Origin of the sequence: Streptococcus oralis, assembly GCF_001075675.1 — a bacterium.
In the GTDB taxonomy this organism is placed as follows: Bacteria; Bacillota; Bacilli; order Lactobacillales; family Streptococcaceae; genus Streptococcus; species Streptococcus oralis_V.
Genome location: NZ_JUNW01000010.1, coordinates 12,633 through 30,144, shown reverse-complemented (window position 1 = coordinate 30,144; position 17,512 = coordinate 12,633). Strand labels below are relative to the sequence as shown.

General features: G+C 44.3%; 17 protein-coding genes. 5 read left to right on the top strand and 12 right to left on the bottom strand.

The window, feature by feature from the left end; all coding sequences use genetic code 11:
* On the bottom strand, window positions 1–4,350 hold a 4,350-nt coding region (locus ADM50_RS01945; protein ID WP_049484346.1), incomplete at its 3' end, for an endo-beta-N-acetylglucosaminidase.
* A 333-nt stretch (window positions 4,351–4,683) separates the two neighbouring features.
* Here ADM50_RS01945 and ADM50_RS01940 point away from each other — a divergent pair.
* Entirely contained in the window at window positions 4,684–6,315 is a 1,632-nt protein-coding gene (locus ADM50_RS01940; RefSeq protein ID WP_049484345.1) for a Na/Pi cotransporter family protein, read from the top strand.
* 94 nt (window positions 6,316–6,409) lie between these two features.
* Here ADM50_RS01940 and ADM50_RS01935 read toward each other — a convergent pair whose 3' ends face one another.
* The gene (locus ADM50_RS01935) at window positions 6,410–6,706 is read right to left on the bottom strand and encodes a bacteriocin immunity family protein (RefSeq protein ID WP_000840143.1); all 297 of its coding nucleotides are present in this window, start codon (window positions 6,704–6,706) and stop codon (window positions 6,410–6,412) included.
* 20 nt (window positions 6,707–6,726) lie between these two features.
* Complete coding sequence (gene pepA, locus ADM50_RS01930) at window positions 6,727–7,791, bottom strand: glutamyl aminopeptidase (protein WP_000209162.1); 1,065 nt, start codon at window positions 7,789–7,791, stop codon at window positions 6,727–6,729.
* Between the two features lie 233 nt (window positions 7,792–8,024).
* On the opposite strand from pepA, the gene ADM50_RS01925 reads away from it, so the two are divergent.
* The 4 genes from ADM50_RS01925 (at window position 8,025) to ADM50_RS01910 (ending at window position 11,750) form a co-directional block, all read left to right on the top strand.
* A complete protein-coding gene (locus tag ADM50_RS01925) occupies window positions 8,025–8,984 on the top strand; it encodes an ABC transporter permease (protein WP_049484344.1) in 960 nt (319 codons plus the stop codon).
* On the top strand, window positions 8,974–9,930 hold the full coding sequence (locus tag ADM50_RS01920) for an iron chelate uptake ABC transporter family permease subunit (RefSeq protein ID WP_049484343.1): 957 nt from the start codon (window positions 8,974–8,976) through the stop codon (window positions 9,928–9,930). Before ADM50_RS01925 ends, ADM50_RS01920 begins: the two co-directional genes overlap by 11 nt.
* Window positions 9,927–10,679, top strand: a complete 753-nt coding sequence (locus tag ADM50_RS01915; protein ID WP_049484342.1) for an iron ABC transporter ATP-binding protein — start codon at window positions 9,927–9,929, stop codon at window positions 10,677–10,679. Before ADM50_RS01920 ends, ADM50_RS01915 begins: the two co-directional genes overlap by 4 nt.
* A 99-nt stretch (window positions 10,680–10,778) precedes the next feature.
* Window positions 10,779–11,750, top strand: coding sequence for a siderophore ABC transporter substrate-binding protein (locus tag ADM50_RS01910; protein ID WP_049484341.1), 972 nt, complete (start codon window positions 10,779–10,781; stop codon window positions 11,748–11,750).
* A 31-nt stretch (window positions 11,751–11,781) separates the two neighbouring features.
* Here the strand turns inward: ADM50_RS01910 and yidD are convergent, their stop codons facing one another.
* Genes yidD through racE form a run of 9 tightly spaced genes read right to left on the bottom strand, consistent with a single transcriptional unit; the run spans window position 11,782 to window position 17,497 of the window.
* Entirely contained in the window at window positions 11,782–12,024 is a 243-nt protein-coding gene (gene yidD / locus ADM50_RS01905; protein WP_049484340.1) for a membrane protein insertion efficiency factor YidD, read from the bottom strand.
* Entirely contained in the window at window positions 12,024–12,746 is a 723-nt protein-coding gene (locus ADM50_RS01900; RefSeq protein WP_001222211.1) for a pseudouridine synthase, read from the bottom strand. The genes yidD and ADM50_RS01900 overlap by 1 nt, the downstream gene beginning before the upstream one ends.
* Window positions 12,733–13,302, bottom strand: a complete 570-nt coding sequence (scpB, locus tag ADM50_RS01895; protein WP_000105288.1) for an SMC-Scp complex subunit ScpB — start codon at window positions 13,300–13,302, stop codon at window positions 12,733–12,735. Before scpB ends, ADM50_RS01900 begins: the two co-directional genes overlap by 14 nt.
* An 18-nt stretch (window positions 13,303–13,320) precedes the next feature.
* A complete protein-coding gene (locus ADM50_RS01890) occupies window positions 13,321–14,049 on the bottom strand; it encodes a segregation/condensation protein A (RefSeq protein ID WP_049484339.1) in 729 nt (242 codons plus the stop codon).
* Window positions 14,049–14,783, bottom strand: coding sequence for a site-specific tyrosine recombinase XerD (gene xerD, locus ADM50_RS01885; protein WP_312023145.1), 735 nt, complete (start codon window positions 14,781–14,783; stop codon window positions 14,049–14,051). Before xerD ends, ADM50_RS01890 begins: the two co-directional genes overlap by 1 nt.
* The gene (cbpB, locus tag ADM50_RS01880; protein ID WP_000560697.1) at window positions 14,780–15,241 is read right to left on the bottom strand and encodes a cyclic-di-AMP-binding protein CbpB; all 462 of its coding nucleotides are present in this window, start codon (window positions 15,239–15,241) and stop codon (window positions 14,780–14,782) included. The genes xerD and cbpB overlap by 4 nt, the downstream gene beginning before the upstream one ends.
* A complete protein-coding gene (locus tag ADM50_RS01875; RefSeq protein WP_001118939.1) occupies window positions 15,238–15,759 on the bottom strand; it encodes a metallophosphoesterase in 522 nt (173 codons plus the stop codon). The genes cbpB and ADM50_RS01875 overlap by 4 nt, the downstream gene beginning before the upstream one ends.
* Complete coding sequence (locus ADM50_RS01870; protein WP_049484337.1) at window positions 15,735–16,706, bottom strand: nucleoside-triphosphate diphosphatase; 972 nt, start codon at window positions 16,704–16,706, stop codon at window positions 15,735–15,737. The genes ADM50_RS01875 and ADM50_RS01870 overlap by 25 nt, the downstream gene beginning before the upstream one ends.
* Window positions 16,703–17,497 (bottom strand): glutamate racemase, encoded by a 795-nt coding sequence (gene racE / locus ADM50_RS01865; protein ID WP_000370379.1) that lies wholly within the window; start codon window positions 17,495–17,497, stop codon window positions 16,703–16,705. The genes ADM50_RS01870 and racE overlap by 4 nt, the downstream gene beginning before the upstream one ends.
* Window positions 17,498–17,512 lie beyond the last annotated feature (15 nt).

Genomic DNA, 17,512 nt, shown 5'->3' with positions numbered 1-17,512 from the left:
TTCAACTTCCAGTTTCGGAGTTTCTAGAACTAAATCTTTCACACCTTCAGCTGGTTGGTTACTTGAAAGGACTTTCGTTCCAACTTCGGTGATTTCTGGGATTGCTTCCTTGACTACCTCAGTCCAACGAAGAGTGCGTTTGCCTTGGGCATTTACTTCTACTAAATGACGAATTTGCCCTTCCGCTCCTGCTTGAACTAGCTGCCGTTGGCCTTTGAGAAGTTCAGAGTTTGGTCGCTCCTGACGTTCAAAGGCTGTTGTTTCAGTTTCAATAACTAGTTCAGGGAGGGCCTCAACCGTTGGGGCCACTTCATTTGGATCCATACTTCCAACATGGTGACTTTCTTCTGCAGGAGCTAGTTTCTTATTTAGCTTTTCTTTCATGTCTGCAAATGCTTGAGGAGTTGGCATCTCTGAAGCCAACAAAGTTTCTGCTTGGGCAATTAACTCAGCTTTAGGATCTTTTTCACGGACGGATTCGAGCAAACCTTCCAATTCTTCTCTAGCAGTTTGATAACGTTGATTTCCATCCAAGTCTGTCCCTGCTTGTTTCAACTCATTCAAAGCTTTGTTGACCTCTTCTTGACTGGCATCATGGTTTTCTGCAACAGCTTTCGCTGCATTGAGCTTCTCTACTAGTGCTGCTTGTTTGTCCTCGCTTGAGAAGGTATAGGCAAGGGTTGACTGACGGCCTTGGGCAGCAGTGATTTCTTGTTTTAGGTACTCATCGTTGACAGCTGCTTTTGGAGAAACCAAGACATCAAACTCAGCGGTGTGCCCCTTGTAATGCAAGGTCAAGGTTTGTCGTCCAGTCTTCTGAGCATCATAGCCCGTGATTTCAACACCTTGGTCCGTAAAGGCATGGCTTTCTTCCGTCTCATCATCATAGAGAACGCCGAAGCGGCCTTCTGCAGGATCCAGTTGATCACCTACTAGATAGTCTGTTTTTGGTTTCTGAGTAATGTACAGACCTGCTACTTCCTTTGGTTTTCCTTCATCTTGACCAGTCACTTGTACCTTCAAGTCACCGCTTACTGGAAGTCCAAGATAGCTAACTGTGAGCTTTTGTTCCCCTTTTTGATGAGCGTTGTAGCCAGATACTGTCACACCTGAGTGAGAAAGGTTAATCAGCTCGTCGGCTTGTCCCCCTTCGTATTGAACACGGAGAGTGCCGCCTCTAAGGTCCAGTTTTTCTCCCTCTTTATAAACTGTCTTCTTAGGCCCTTTTTCAAGACTAACTGCAGCAATTTTCCTCTCATCCTGTGGAATCGCTACTGCCAAGGTGTTACTGATTTCTTTGCCAGGTAGTTGGGTACGATAGTAGAGGAGAGTTGGTTGCTTGTCAAAGCCCAATGGTGCTGTTGCCAAGTCGCCTCCAGTTTCAGACTTCAAGGTTGCAATCGGTGTTTGTGAATCTGCCTTGTCGTAAACGGTGATGGTTGCACCCGCTGGAACATCAGAGAAGCCTAGTTGAACTTGATGGTTTCCAAGTGAACGGGCAGCTACCTTAGCCATTGGAATATTTTGACTTTCTGTGTCCAAGGTTTCATACATCTTCCAGTTGTAGATACGAATGGCCTTCCAAGGTGTCCCGTTATCTGAAGTGATAACTTTTAGGCGCCAGTCTTGAGCAGTGATTGGTTTGTCAAGAGTGATATCCGTAACGTGCGCTTTGTTGCCACGGACTTCCTTAGCTAGTTTCCATTCACCATCTGCATCTTTATAATAAAGGTCAAAGTCTTTGGTGTTCATCAAACCGTCGTTGACAGACTCACCACCAGCTCCCGCATGATCCATGACCCATCTAACAACGGTACGTGGCTTGGTCAAGCGAATATCCACACTACCGCTCAACTGAGCTGAAGACCACTTGTCTGACAGGCTAGTAATGGTACCGTTCAACATACCTTCAATGCCTTCTCCACCTTCAGTATTTGGGAAAGTACTACCGATAACCTTTGCACCTGGAACAATATTTTCAGCCAAAGGTCTTGGGAGAGTCGTATCCTGAACTGTCATCCCCCAGTTAAAGGAGGCCATCGCCGCTTCGGAACGGAGGCCATTTTTACCAACTGCAACGACTTTTAATTCCTGAGTCCTACCAGTCGCATTAGCAGAGCGGCTAACTTTTGGCAAGTAGATGGTTGAAGCAGATGATCCTGTCAACAAACGCCAGTTATCTCCATCTTTTTCGTAGACTTCATAGAAATCTGCATCTTGGTTACCAGCAAATTGGACCACTGCTTCAGCTTCTTGGGCATTCTTGAGAGATTGTTTCACAACAGAGAGTCCTGTTGGGGCTTGTGGTGCTTGGTGATTGTCCGAAATTGTTAATTGTCCTAGGTTGAACTGATAATCTTTTACAGCCCCTTCATGCTCGAAGAAAAGTTTGACTGCATAGATGGTTTTACCTGCTAGTGAGCTAAGGTCAAATTCTTCATTCTTCCAGTCATCAGAGAGAGTCAGTTCTTTCCATGCAGCTGCATCCTCAAATTTGTAGTCTGGAGTCGTAGAGAAGGCCATATAAACTTTAGAGCCTTTTCCTCCCTTGTGGGCAACACGAAGTTTGGTTTTCTCTGTTACTTCTAGTTTGGTAGAATACAAATTCACATCCTGGTCCGTCTTACCAGCTACATCACCTGAGAATTTAAGAGAATTTCCGCCATTGTAGGCATCTGTAAAGTCATATTCTGCACGAAGTTTTTCACCTGTCGAAGTCTGCCACCAGCGCCATGTTGGCAAGACACCTGAAACAGAACGGTAGTTCCACTCAGAATCCTTAGAAACTTTACCGTCAACAAACCATTTTCTACCATGACCTGTATTAAAAGAGGTGGTGAAGGTACGTCCTACTGCTGGTGTACGGTCAGCAACTAAATTGGCAATTCCATACCACTCTTTGTCAGCTGGTTTTTGAGCCGTTGGATCTCCTTGGTAACCTGTAAAGAAGATGTCTTCGTTCTTGTGGTAGTCTTCGCCTGTTTTTCCTAGACTGGTAATCGTATCTGGTGCAAAAAGTCCAAGTGACAAACGCAACTTACCCTTTTCATCCAAGAGAGCATCCCATTTGACTTTGGTCTTATAAGAACCACCTTGTTGCAATTCCAAGCCTGCAAAGACATCATATTGGCTACGTTCTAGCCATTTGGCCATCTCTACGGAGTGGTCATTCTTTTCCTTGTTCCAGTTGAAATTGGCAAAGAATTGGTCCGCAGGAACTTTGTCTCCTTCTTTTTGCATGAACTGGTAGTTGTAATCACCTAGACCATCTTCGTGGTAACGACCGTATTTGTAGGTCATGGCATCGTACCAAGCATACTTGATTGGGTGGTTGACTTTGGCTGCATATTCTTTTGTATAGAGCATGAATTGGCGCATTTTTTCACCAAGAGGTGCTACCAATTCCCCCGTTGTTTCCTGATTAATGAAATAGCCATCAAATCCGTAATACTTAGCAAGATCAACGAGCTTGCGTGCGATAGGGAAGCTGCCATCCTCATCTTGTTTCAAGGCAGCGGCAAATTTCTCTTGGTCAGCAATACTGTTTGACCAGTTGAAAAAGAGTGTTCCATAAACGGGAACTCCGTTGCGGTGACCGGCATCAATGACATCTGGAGTTGGAACTAGACCTTCCCAGAAGACCATTGAATCCAAGTATTGCCAGTAGTCAAAAGCATAGGCCTTGAATTCTTCTCCACCAACAGAAGCGTGGTCTTTAGCCTTTGAGTTGGTATTTGCCAGCGCCTGAACCTTGGCTCTTCTGCTTGCTTTTTCATTGACCAACTGCCCTCTGTGGCGCTTGGCGAGTTCAACTGATGAACGGTTAATAGGATCATCCTCACGCGCACCCGGTTCCCATTTTAACAAATCTTCCCAAGTATCAAATTTGATTTCTTTTGGTCGGAGACTCTTTTCTTCATTTTTAGGAACGTCTGCTAGACTTGGTTTGTCGGCTTTATTGTCAGCCACTTGAGGAGTTTCCTCAGGCTTGACTCCTTCTTTGTCAGTTGGTTGAACAGGTTTTTCAGTTTTATCTTTCGGAGCTGGCTTTGCTTCTTCTTTTTCATTGAGCAAATCAGCTATTGCTGGAGTGTTTTCTGAAATGGGTTGCTCAGCTACTTTGTTTTCAGTTTCCTCTAATTGCTTTTCGAGGGCTGCGGTTTCTGGATTAGTCATTTCACTGGCACTTGTCGCTTGAGTGCTCGTACTAGCAGCTGTTTCAGGGGCAGCGACCTGTTCGGCAAGAGCTGGGCTCGCAAATAGAGCTGAACCAATCATCAAGGAACAAGCCCCGATTGACAGCTTACGAATACTGTAACGGCAACGTTTTTCAAAAAATAGATTCTTCATCTTATCCTCCTAATAAAATATAAAGTAAGCGCTTTACTTTTTGATAAAAAGTAACTGTTCATAGTGGACACCACCCGAACAGAATCATCTTCATTTTATCTTATATGAAAGCGATGTCAATCTATTTGACACAAAAACTATAACTAGGATAATAATCAGTAAAATTTGGACACAATCCTATAAATCATCTATACTTAAAGGGAATCTATCTCTCATTTTAAAAGAAAGTTCTTGTTTCTTATGAAAATTTCAGCTAAACACTTGTGAGATTTACTTTTATCCTTTAAAATAGAATAGGAGAAATTCCGCGATTATTTTTCGGAGGAAAAAGAAATGTCCATTAATTGGCAGGAAATTTTATTTCACTTTTTAGGTGGTCTGGGACTATTTTTATATAGTATCAAGACCATGGGAGACGGTTTGCAACAAGCTGCTGGAGATCGCCTTCGTTTTTACATTGACAAATACACCAGCAATCCCTTCTTCGGTGTGCTGGTTGGTATCGGTATGACGGCGCTGATTCAATCAAGTTCTGGTGTTACAGTCATTACAGTAGGACTTGTCAGTGCAGGACTTTTGACCTTGCGTCAGGCTATCGGTATTGTCATGGGTGCCAATATTGGAACCACCGTTACATCCTTTATCATCGGTTTTAAGCTAGGAGATTACGCCTTACCTATGCTCTTTATCGGAGCAGTTTGTCTCTTCTTCACCAAGAATCGCTCCATCAATAACATCGGACGGATTATCTTTGGTGTAGGAGGTATCTTCTTCGCTCTCAATCTTATGAGCGGTGCAATGGAGCCGCTAAAAGACCTACAAGTCTTTAGAGACTACATGGTTGAACTAAGCAAGAGTCCTATTCTTGGTGTCTTTGTCGGAACCGGACTGACACTACTCATTCAGGCTTCATCCGCAACTATCGGTATCTTACAGAACCTGTATGCAAGTGGTCTGATTGACCTACAAGGTGCCCTACCGGTCTTGTTTGGTGATAATATCGGAACAACCATTACAGCTATCATTGCTTCTCTTGGAGCCAATATCGCTGCTAAACGTGTTGCCGGTGCCCACGTCGCCTTTAACGTGATTGGTACGGTTATCTGTATTGTCTTCCTTGTTCCTTTCACTGGCTTGATTCAATGGTTTGAATCTACTCTCAATCTAGCGCCAGAAATGACCATTGCCTTTGCCCACGGAACCTTTAATATCACGAATACCATTATCCAGTTCCCATTCATCGGCACCTTGGCTTACCTTGTGACCAAGCTCATTCCTGGTGAAGATGAAGTTGTTAAATACGAGGCTCTCTACTTGGATGAACAACTCATCAAACAGGCTCCTTCTATCGCTCTAGGAAATGCCAAAAAAGAACTTTTGCACTTGGGAAACTATGCAGCCAAAGCTTTTGACCTTTCCTACGACTACATCGTCAATCTAGATGAAAAACTAGCGGAGAAAGGCCACAAGACTGAAGAAGCTATTAACACAATTGACGAAAAACTCACTCGTTACCTAATTAGCCTTTCAAGCGAATCCTTGAGTCAAAAGGAAAGTGAAGTCCTAACCAACATCCTCGACTCGTCTCGTGATTTGGAACGGATTGGAGACCACGCAGAAGGGTTGATCAACCTAACAGACTATCTCCAACGCAAGAATGTTCAGTTCTCTGAGGCCGCTTTGAAAGAGCTAGCTGAGATTTATCACGCTACCACTGAGTTCATCAAAGATGCCCTTGATAGTGTGGAAGACAATGATATTGAAAAAGCTCAAAGTCTGATTGAACGCCATAAAGAAATTAACAATTTGGAACGCATTCTCAGAAAGACCCATATCAAACGCCTTAACAAAGGTGAATGTTCAACACAAGCCGGGGTCAACTTTATCGACATTATTTCCCATTACACTCGTGTATCTGATCACGCCATGAACCTTGCTGAAAAGGTCATCGCTGAACAAATTTAATTGGTAAGAAGCCACCTTAATTTAGGTGGTTTTTTTCGTCTCTTAATCAAGAATATTTTTTCTAACGTAAAAAATGCTTTGATTCACAATGGAATCAAAGCATTTTAAAGAGTTCTCCAAACATGATAGCAGAAACTGCAGTGCCTCTATACTTGGCTTCTTCTCTTTTGATAAAGCGCGCCAAGTTGATCAATTCAGGTGCTGGGTGTTTGGGATTGATGAGCAATTCACGATTGACAAGTCCTGAGAGACGGACTGCTAGTAATTGCTCATTTGTAGTGGGTAGTTTTTTAGCAGTCTCTAGGAGAGCAGCAACTAAATCTTCACTCAAACCCTGACGAGCATGGTTGTAGAGATCTCTTATAAGGCTTTCTAGGTTTGGTTCTGCCATCCCGACCACCTCCCTTATGCTTAATAATGTTTAATCAAATCAACCGTTGAACGGTCCAATTTTTTCACCAAGGCTTGCAAAAAAGCTTGAGCTTCTAGGAAGTCATCCATCGCGTAGAGAGTTTGGTGAGAATGGATATAACGAGCGCAGACACCGATAGTTGTAGATGGGACACCACCATTTTTCAGATGAGCTGCGCCAGCGTCTGTTCCGCCTTTACCACAGTAGTATTGGTACTTGATACCAGCTTCTTCAGCTGTTGTCAAAAGGAAATCCTTCATACCTGGGAGAAGCAAGTGACCTGGATCATAGAAACGAATCAAGGTTCCGTCCCCAATCTTGCCTTGGCCACCATAAACATCACCAGCAGGTGAACAGTCAACAGCTAGGAAAACTTCTGGATCAAACTTAGTTGTAGAAGTATGAGCGCCACGAAGACCAACTTCTTCTTGGACGTTCGAGCCAAGGTAGAGTTCATTTCCGAGTTTTTGACCTGATAAAGCTTCAGCTAGCTCGCTTACCATGAGGACACCGTAGCGGTTGTCCCAAGCTTTGGAGATGATATTTTTTTCATTGGCTGTCAAGATAGCGGAGCTATCAGGTACAATGGTGTCACCCGGACGGATACCAAAGCTTTCTGCCTCAGCCTTGTCCGCAAAACCACCATCAAAAACGATATCGGCAATGGCTGGTATGGTTGGTCCACCCTTTCCACGAGTCAAATGTGGAGGAACAGATCCTGAGATCACAGGAATTTCACGACCGTCACGCGTAAAAAGTTTAAAGCGTTGACTGCTAACCACCATAGGGTTCCAGCCACCGATTTCAACCACACGGAAAGTACCGTCTGGCTTAATCTCGCTGACCATAAAACCAACTTCGTCCATGTGAGAAGCGACCAAGACACGCGGTGCATCCGCAGCTTCTGAATGTTTAATCCCGAAAATACCACCCAAGCCATCTGTCACTACTTCATCCACATGCGGTGTTAACTTCTCACGAAGATAAGCACGGACAGGCGCTTCATGACCAGAGATTGCAGCAAGCTCTGTTACTTCTTTGATTTTTGAAAATAATGTTGTCATTTCAGTTCCTTCTTTCTGTCCTCCATTTTACCACTTTTTATAGGAGAAGGATAGTGGGAAGGTAAATTGGTTTTTACTCAGTTTTCCAATAAAAGAGAGTGTCAAATATTATTTCAGGAATTTTTCTTTCTTTTTACATTAAATTGTCAGAAAATTTATTGACAGATTAAAAAAATCGTGTTACATTATCTCCAAGGGTATTTTTATACCAAATCTACATGAAAGGACGGGGCATGAAACTCTCACATATTTTAACAGGCTTACTTCTACTCCTGGTCTTTCTCTCCATTAGTATTGGAACCAGTGATTTTTCTTGGGAAAAGCTCTTTGCTTTTGACCAACAGACTTGGCTTCTCTTTCAAGAGTCGCGTCTTCCAAGAACCATCAGCATTCTCCTTGCAGCCTCCAGTATGAGCATGGCAGGGCTCCTCATGCAGACCATCACTCAAAATCAATTTGCTGCTCCGAGTACAGTCGGAACGACAGAAGCCGCTAAACTGGGAATGGTGTTGAGTCTCTTTGTCTTTCCGTCTGCGAGTCTGACCCAAAAGATGCTCTTTGCTTTTGGCTCATCCATTTTATTTACCCTCTTCTTCCTGGCCTTTATGACTATTTTTTCTGTAAAGGAAAGGTGGATGTTGCCCTTGATCGGGATCATCTATAGTGGGATTATCGGTTCTATCACAGAAGTTATCGCCTATCGTTTCAATCTGGTTCAGAGTATGACGGCCTGGACCCAGGGCTCCTTCTCCATGATTCAGACCCATCAGTATGAGTGGCTCTTCTTAGGCCTCATCATCCTGATAGCCGTTTGGAAATTATCCCAAACCTTCACCATCATGAATCTGGGCAAGGAAACCAGTGAGAGTTTGGGGATTTCTTACTCCCTACTTGAAAAGCTGGCCCTCTTTCTAGTGGCACTAACGACAAGTGTCACCATGATTACTGTAGGTGCCTTGCCTTTTCTCGGAGTCATCGTTCCCAATCTTGTCCGCAAGCGCTATGGAGATAATCTGAGCCAAACCAAACTCATGGTCGCTCTGGTCGGAGCTAATCTGGTTCTGGCCTGCGATATCCTCTCTCGAGTCTTGATTCGGCCCTATGAGCTGTCTGTCAGTCTCTTGCTAGGAATCATCGGTAGCCTCGTCTTTATCCTACTTCTATGGAGAGGGGGACAAAAAGATGCAGTTTAAAAGCAAACATACCAAGCTCTTTTGCCTCCTCATTATTCTGGCCATCGGAGCTTGTCTTCTCTACTTTTGGCCCATCACTAACCTGTCTGCCTTTGCCTGGAAGCTGCGTTCCCAAAAAATCATCGTTTATCTCTTGGTAGCCATCGCGACAGGGATTTCGACCATTAGTTTTCAAACCCTGACGGAAAATCGATTTCTGACGCCAAGTATTTTGGGAATCGAAGCCTTCTATGTCTTGCTACAGACCCTGCTACTGATATTTGAAAGCAAATTTCTACAGCTTGGAAAGTCTCCTATCTTAGAATTTCTAGTCTTGCTTCTGCTTCAATCCCTCTTCTTTCTCGCCTTACAAGGTTACTTGAAGACGCTGATGAAGCAAAATTTGGTCTTCATCCTACTAATCTGCCTAGCCCTGGGAAGTCTCTTTCGAAATATCAGTACCTTCCTCCAAGTTCTGATGGATCCAAATGAATACGATAAACTGCAGAACAGTCTCTTTGCCTCCTTTCAGCATCTCAACACTTCCATCCTAGCCATCGGTTCTCTGATCATCCTCGCTTTGACAATCTTTTTCTTTCGCAAAGCAGTCGTTCTGGATGTCTTGCACCTGCAAAGAGAAACGGCTCAGATACTGGGACTAGATGTTGAAAAAGAACAGAGAGAACTCCTCTGGGGCATCGTGCTCTTGACCTCAACAGCCACTGCCTTGGTAGGGCCTATGGCCTTCTTTGGCTTTATGCTGGCCAATCTCACTTACCTGATTGTCAAAGATTATCGACACAAGTTGCTCTTTATCGTAGCCATTCTAATTGGATTTATTAGCTTAACCTTGGGGCAAGCCCTCATCGAACGAGTCTTTGCGCTGGAAATTCGCATCAGCATGATCATCGAGAGTGTGGGTGGTCTCTTATTCTTTATCTTACTATACAGGAGGGCCCGTCGGTGAAACTGGAAAACATTGACAAATCCATTCAAAAACAGGATATTTTGCAAGACATTTCCCTTGAAGTCAGTCCTCAGACACTGACAGCCTTCATTGGTCCAAATGGTGCTGGAAAATCAACTCTTCTCTCCATCATGAGCAGACTGACCAAGAAAGATCAGGGAATCCTCAGTATCAAAGGGCGTGAAATCGAGAGTTGGAATTCGCAAGAACTAGCCAAAGAGCTCACCATCCTAAAGCAGAAGATCAATTACCAAGCCAAATTGACCGTTGAAGAACTAGTCAGCTTTGGACGTTTTCCCTACAGCCGTGGTCGACTGAAGGCAGAAGACTGGGAAAAAATCCGAGAAACCCTGGACTACCTGGAACTGACAAGCTTAAAAGACCGCTACATCGATAGTCTGTCTGGTGGACAGTTGCAACGTGTCTTTATCGCTATGGTACTGGCCCAGGATACAGACTTTATCTTGCTAGACGAACCGCTCAATAATCTCGATATCAAGCAAAGTGTCAGCATGATGCAGATCCTTCGGCGACTGGTGGAGGAACTTGGCAAAACCATTATCATCGTCCTCCACGATATCAACATGGCTAGCCAATATGCGGATGAAATTGTTGCCTTCAAGGACGGTCAAGTCTTTTGCAAGGGAACGACTGCTCAAATCATGCAGGCTGACTTGCTCAGTCAACTCTATGAGATTCCTATCACGCTAGCTGATATCAATGGTAAAAAGATCTGTATCTATAGCTAGTAACTCAGAAACTCATGTTAGAGAATTCTCTGTCTCTTAGCTAATAAGCCTATCTAAGAGACTCCCTACATCGTTATCACATTTTAAAAAGGAGAAATCATGAAAACATCCCTTAAACTTTATCTCACTGCCCTAGTGACCAGCTTCTTGCTCCTACTTGGTGCATGTAGTACAAATACAAACTCAAGCACTAGCCAGACAGAGACAAGTAGCTCTGCTCCAACAGAGGTAACCATTAAAAGTTCACTAGATGAGGTCAAACTTTCAAAGGTTCCTGAAAAGATTGTGACCTTTGACCTCGGTGCTGCGGATACTATTCGCGCTTTAGGTTTTGAAAAGAATATCGTCGGAATGCCTACAAAAACTGTTCCGACTTACCTAAAAGATCTTGCAGGAAATGTCAACAATGTGGGTTCCATGGTTGAGCCAGACCTAGAAGCCATTGCTGCTCTTGAGCCGGATTTGATTATCGCTTCTCCACGTACCCAAAAATTCGTAGACAAGTTCAAAGAAATCGCGCCAACCGTTCTCTTCCAAGTAAGTAAGGACGACTACTGGGCTTCTACCAAGACCAACATCGAATCCCTAGCAAGCGCCTTTGGCGAAACTGGTACACAGAAAGCCAAAGAAGAATTAGCCAACCTAGACAAGAGCATTCAGGAAGTCGCTACTAAAAACGAAAGTTCTGACAAAAAAGCCCTTGCGATTCTCCTCAATGAAGGAAAAATGGCTGCCTTTGGTGCCCAATCTCGTTTCTCTTTCTTGTACCAAACCTTGAAATTCAAGCCAACTGACACTCAATTTGAAGACTCTCGCCACGGACAGGAAGTCAGCTTTGAAAGTGTCAAAGAAATCAATCCTGACATCCTCTTTGTCATCAACCGTACCCTTGCCATCGGCGGGGACAACTCAAGCAACGACGGCGTCCTAGAAAATGCCCTCATCGCTGAAACTCCTGCTGCGAAAAATGATAAAATTATCCAACTAACACCAGACCTCTGGTATCTAAGCGGAGGCGGTCTTGAATCAACCAAACTCATGATTGAAGACGCACAAAAAGCTTTGAAATAAACAAGAAAACCCAACATCAGGTGATGTTGGGTTATTTTTTTTCTTGATTTCGTCTGAGGGAAAAGTGATCTGGGACGGGGTCCTTACCTGTTTTCGACCAGGGGTGGCAACGTAAAATCCGAGCCAAGCCCATCAGAACACCCTTGAAGCCATGTTTTTCAATAGCCTGAATCATGTAGTTGGAACAAGTCGGCTCAAAGCGACAAGAGGGGGGAAAGGCTGAGGAGATAAAACGTTGGTAAAAGCGTACTGGCGCTATTAAGATGCGTTTCATTATTTCTTGGTTACAGCCATAGTGTGTAGTTGGCTGATTTCTTTTTTATTAAGGCGACGGGATTCTCCTGGACGAAGACCTGTCAAGTCTAAGTGTCCAAAACGTGTCCGAGACAACTTATCCACTTGAAGACCGACAGCTTCAAACATCTTTTTAACCTGATGATTACGTCCCTCATGGATAGTCAACTGCACTACTGAGCGATTTTTGACTGGATCCACTTTGAGAATTTCGTAAACAGCTGGCTTGGTTTTCTTGCCATCAATCTCAAGACCGCGGGTCAAGGGGCGGAGATTGTCCTTATTAGCCACACCTTTAACACGCGCGACATAGACCTTATCAATCTCATTACGGGGGTGAATCATCTCATCCGTAAAATCACCATCATTGGTCAAAATCAAAACCCCTGACGTATCCCAGTCCAAACGTCCCACAGGGTAGATGCGCTCCTTGACATTGGGCAAGAGGTCGACAACAGTCTTGCGGCCCTTGTCATCTGTCACACTGGAAATCACTCCACGTGGTTTGTTAAGCAGATAGTAGACCTTTTCTTCGTTGTAGATAGGTTGTCCTTCAACTTCAACCTTATCGCCAGCTTTGATAGTGGTTGCTAGTTCACGCACCACTTGGCCGTTGACCGTCACCAAGCCTTGTTTGATCAGCTCTTCTGCTTTTCTCCTACTGGCCACACCTGCGTGGGCAATATATTTATTGATTCTCATCTTCTTCTATCCTTTCACCAAATAATTGGCTTTCTTGGGCTTGAATCTCAAGCTCATCAATCACTGGCAGTTCTTCCAAATGGTTAATTCCCATGTAATCTAGGAAATAATCCGTAGTCACATAGAGGTTGGGGCGCCCCAACACTTCTTTTTTCCCATCTTCTCGTATCAAGTCAAAGGCCTGCAACTTTGCCAAGGCCCCACTCGAGTTAACCCCACGGATAGCATCAATTTCTATCCGCGTGATAGGCTGCTTGTAGGCAATGATGGACAAGGTTTCAAGAGCAGCCCGAGACAAACTTTGGTTGATGGGTGCCTTGGAGTATTCCTTCAAAATCGCTGCAAATTGAGGCTTGGTGACCAATCTGTATGCACCACCTGTCTCGATCAGGGACAAGCTCGACTCTTGGTCTTTTTCATACTTCTGGGCTAATTTTTCTAAACTCTGTTGGATGCCTGTCGGTGGAAGTGAGAGGAGTTCAGCCAACTGACGAACCCGAATCCCATCTTCACCTGCCACAAACAAGAGCGCTTCTATTTCTGCTAAAGTACTCATCTTTCCTCTCTATCAAGTCTAGCTTTGTGCCTCTTGATTTTCTTCCTTCTTTTCCATGAGATAGATATCTCCGAAACTCTCCTCTTGCACGAGGATCAGTTCCTGGGTTTTGATTAACTCTAAGGTCGCCAAAAAGAGGGTAATAACCTCTTGGACATTCTGGGCTTCCTTGAACAAATCCTGCAAGCGCAACTGGTCTCGTCCAGTCAAGGACTCTTTTACGATGACCATCATGTCCTCAATTTTATACTCATCTCGCAAGATAGTTGTATGATTCTGAGCAAATTCTTCTTTTTTCTTGGCTAGGATATTTGAAAAAGCCAAAAAAAGGTCAATGGTCGTCTTGTCATGTACGAGCTCTGCATCTTCGTAAATCAACTCTGTTGGCGCTTTGGAATAGTACCGGGCCCGATCTTGGTGCTTAGCCTCCAAGTGCTCACCCAAGAGTTTGAACTTGCGGTATTCTTCGATTTGAGAGAGAAGGTCCTGCTCCAGATCATCCTCCAAGTCTGTCACTTCTGCTACCTTTGGCAAGAGCTTGCGACTCTTGATCAGCATCAGCTGACTGGCCATGACCATATACTCGCCCGTCACTTCCAGACGCATGGCCTGCAGAGTTGAGACATAGGCTAGGTACTGTTCGATAACTTCTGTAATGGGCACATCGTAAATATCCATCTGGTACTTAGAAACCAGGTGCAAGAGTAAGTCCAGCGGCCCTTCAAAATCTTTTAATTTAATATCCATTATCTATATTTTTCTAAGGTCAGGACTGTTTTTAATCCTAGTTTTTTTGCAATTTCGTACAAATCGACCTTGTTTTCTATTTGTCTTAGAATGAACTGTTCCCGCAAGGCTTGAGCGGATAAGGTTGGGAAACCTTTCTCCTTGACAAAGGACTCCAGCTGACGAAAGGCCCACTGACGAGAGTAGGCTTTCCCTCCCCTTTCAAAGAGATAGGTCTGCCCCATCAAGGGTTCTAGCTCTGGAATCAAGGTCGTGGGAATGGTAACAATCCTCTGTTGGGAAGCCTTGTTAATTCGCAACACCTGAAAATCCAGATTGATATCTGCAACCTTAAGGGCTAAAATCTCACTTGGCAAAAGTCCCATTTCCAAAATAAGAAGCGCCAGCAAGCGTCCTTCTGAATAATTACTTTCCTGCCAAAAAGAGTCTAAGTTTAGAATCTCTGGTTTTTCAGTCTTCTTTTCAGCTTGCTTGGCTAATTCCAGACGGTAAAAACTGTCCACCTCCCCTTTTTGATAGAGAAAGTAGAGAAATTGGTTACAGGCCGAAAGTTTCCGTTTCTGGGCGCTGATTTTTAGATTGGCTAGTTGGGCTTGGTAAATCTTGAGACTAGTCTCAGAGATCCGCTCACCTACAATGTCTAAAAATTGCTCCAGATCATACCTATAAGACTGCTTTGAATTGGCAGACAAGCCCTGCTTTTTCTCTAAAAAGGCTGAAATGCTATCTCTCATTTGCATCGAATCTCATATTCCTTACTAAAGTCATGCAAGAGGGCATTAACGGCCTTGAGGATAGACTTGCGCGTGATGATTCCTTGGAAAATTCCTTCACCATCTACGACTGGCAAGAAAGGTTCATCTACCAGTTTATGGAGGACTTCAGTGATGTTATAGTCTGGAGCGACGACTGCCACATCTGTCTTGGTCATATTGACGATGTCTGTCGTTGCCATCTGTTCATCCGTCAAACCTTGCTCCATTTGATAAGCCAAAATGTCTCTCAGACCAATGGTTCCGACAAAGCGTTTGTCAAAAGTCACAACAGGGATACGGGTATAGGTGATTTGACTCAACACTAAAATCGCATGGTCAGCGTTATGGGTATCGATCAAGGCTGCTAGATTCTCAGCAGGGGTAAGAAAAGTCTCTTCCTGCTCCAATAAAAATGCTTCAAATTCCTTGGCAATCATCGAGCAAACTCCTTGGACAAGCCTGGATAAACCTCATGGTCACGTGTCAAAAAGTCTACTTTAAAATAGCTGTCATCAATCTCCACTCGAGCATAGAGACATTCTCTGATAGTCCCTCGTGGTTGGCTGATGGAGCCTGGATTTAAAAAGAGTGTTTTGCCTTCCATCCAAGCATTTGGCACATGCAAGTGACCATAGAGACAGATATCGGCATCTTCTTCCTGAGCCCAGTAGTCCAACTTTTGAAAGTTGAAATTGATATCAAACAAATGTCCATGCGTCTGGATGATCTTTGTAGGACCAAGTTGAGTCACCAAACGTTCTGGGTAGCCAGCATAAAAGTCCATATTTCCTTTGACGACATGGATGCCTTCCCAAAGAGGAGAATCGGGACGGAGTTCAGAGTCACCATCGTGAAAAATGGCATCGACTTTCCCCAGATAGCGGTCACGAATTTCTTCGACAATCAAGCTATCGCCATGGGAGTCACTCATTACAATGATGGTTTGCTTTGCCATGATGGAAATACCTCCAAAAGTTTCTTAACGGCTAAGGCACGGTGGGATTGGCTATTTTTTTCTTCAAGGGTTAATTCTGCTGCTGACTTACCTGTCTCTCCCACAAGGAAAAGCGGGTCATAGCCAAAGCCATTTTCCCCCTTGGGTTCAAAGTTGATATAACCTGGCCAGTCAGCTTCGACAACCAAGCTTTCCTTGTTTGGACTAGCTACGACTAGGGTTGTATGGAACTGGGCTGAGCGGTCCTTGAGTTCAAAGACCATGGCCAATTCGTGCAAGAGTTTGGCATTGTTTTCACGATCAGTTGCTCCTACACCAGCGAATCGCGCTGACCAGACTCCTGGCAAACCACCGAGGACATCAACTTTGAGACCAGAATCATCTGCCAAAACCATCTTGCCTGTTAATTGGGAAATAGTTTCTGCTTTAAGTCGAGCATTTTCTTCAAAGGTCATGCCAGTTTCAGCTATTTCAGGCAGATCTGGATAGTCATTGAGATTTTCCACATCGTAGCCTAACTTGTCAAAGATAGCTCGGAATTCCTTGGTCTTTCCTTCGTTACGAGTCGCAATGAGCAGAGTTTCTCTGACCTTGCTAGTTTCAAAGAAGGTTTCCACTTCAACTCCTTCTTTAGGCAATTCGACATGCAAAAGCTGTCCATTTTCAATCAAGAGCAGAGCTCCCTGACGTTGGATGACTTCTAGATTGCGACCTGCTTCGGCATTTAAAATCTCAACGATAAAGGAGAGCAGACGAAAGTTAGAAGACCAGCGCATCACCGTTATCGTAATCGGAAAGCCATTTTCCTCGTCACGAAAAATCCGCGCTAAATCCATAAAATCAAGCTCGAGAGGATCTTTGATAAGGCTATAGATGCCTCCATAGACATCCCAGACACCAACATACCAGTCCTGGTCATCCTTGTATTCATAAATTTTGTTTGTCATAAAGTTACATGCTCCACATGAATCTCTTTTTCCAGCCATTCTGCTCCAATTTGGGCAAAACTTTGGCTATTGGCTGTTGTGTAAAAACGATGTTGAAGAGGTCCCGCATCTCGGCTACGGTTGATTTCAAAATAGTTCAGCAAAACCGAGATATCCCGTACACACTCTGCCCCACTATCGATGAGCTGAACCTTTGGTCCCATGACATTTTGGATGATAGGGCGAAGGAGTGGGTAATGGGTACAACCCAAAATCAGGCTATCCACCTTGCCGACCAAGGGACGCAGGGTTTCATAAACCACTTTCTTGGTAACACTGGTTGACAGGGCACCAGACTCCACCAAGGGGGCAAACTTGGGACAGGCCAAACTTTCCACCTGTAAGTCTGGATCCAAATCATGGATTTTTTGACGATAGATGTCTGATTGGACCGTCATAGGGGTTCCAATGACCCCGATTTTCCCACCTTGACTGGACTTGATAGCTGCCGAAGCTCCTGGCAAAATCACGCCTAGGACAGGAATATCTAGTTGGGCCTTGATTTCTTCCCAGACGACCGCAGTCGCAGTGTTACAAGCAATGACAATCATTTTGACATCCTTGGTCAAGAGAAAGTTGACCAACTGCCAAGTATATTCACGGATTTGCTCAGCAGGACGGGGACCATAGGGCGCCCGTGCCGAATCTCCAATATAGACGATTTCTTCATGGGGAAGCTGGCGCATGAGCTCACGTACAACAGTCAAGCCCCCGACACCCGAATCCAAAAAACCAATTGGTCGATTATCCATACAGTCTTCTTTCTA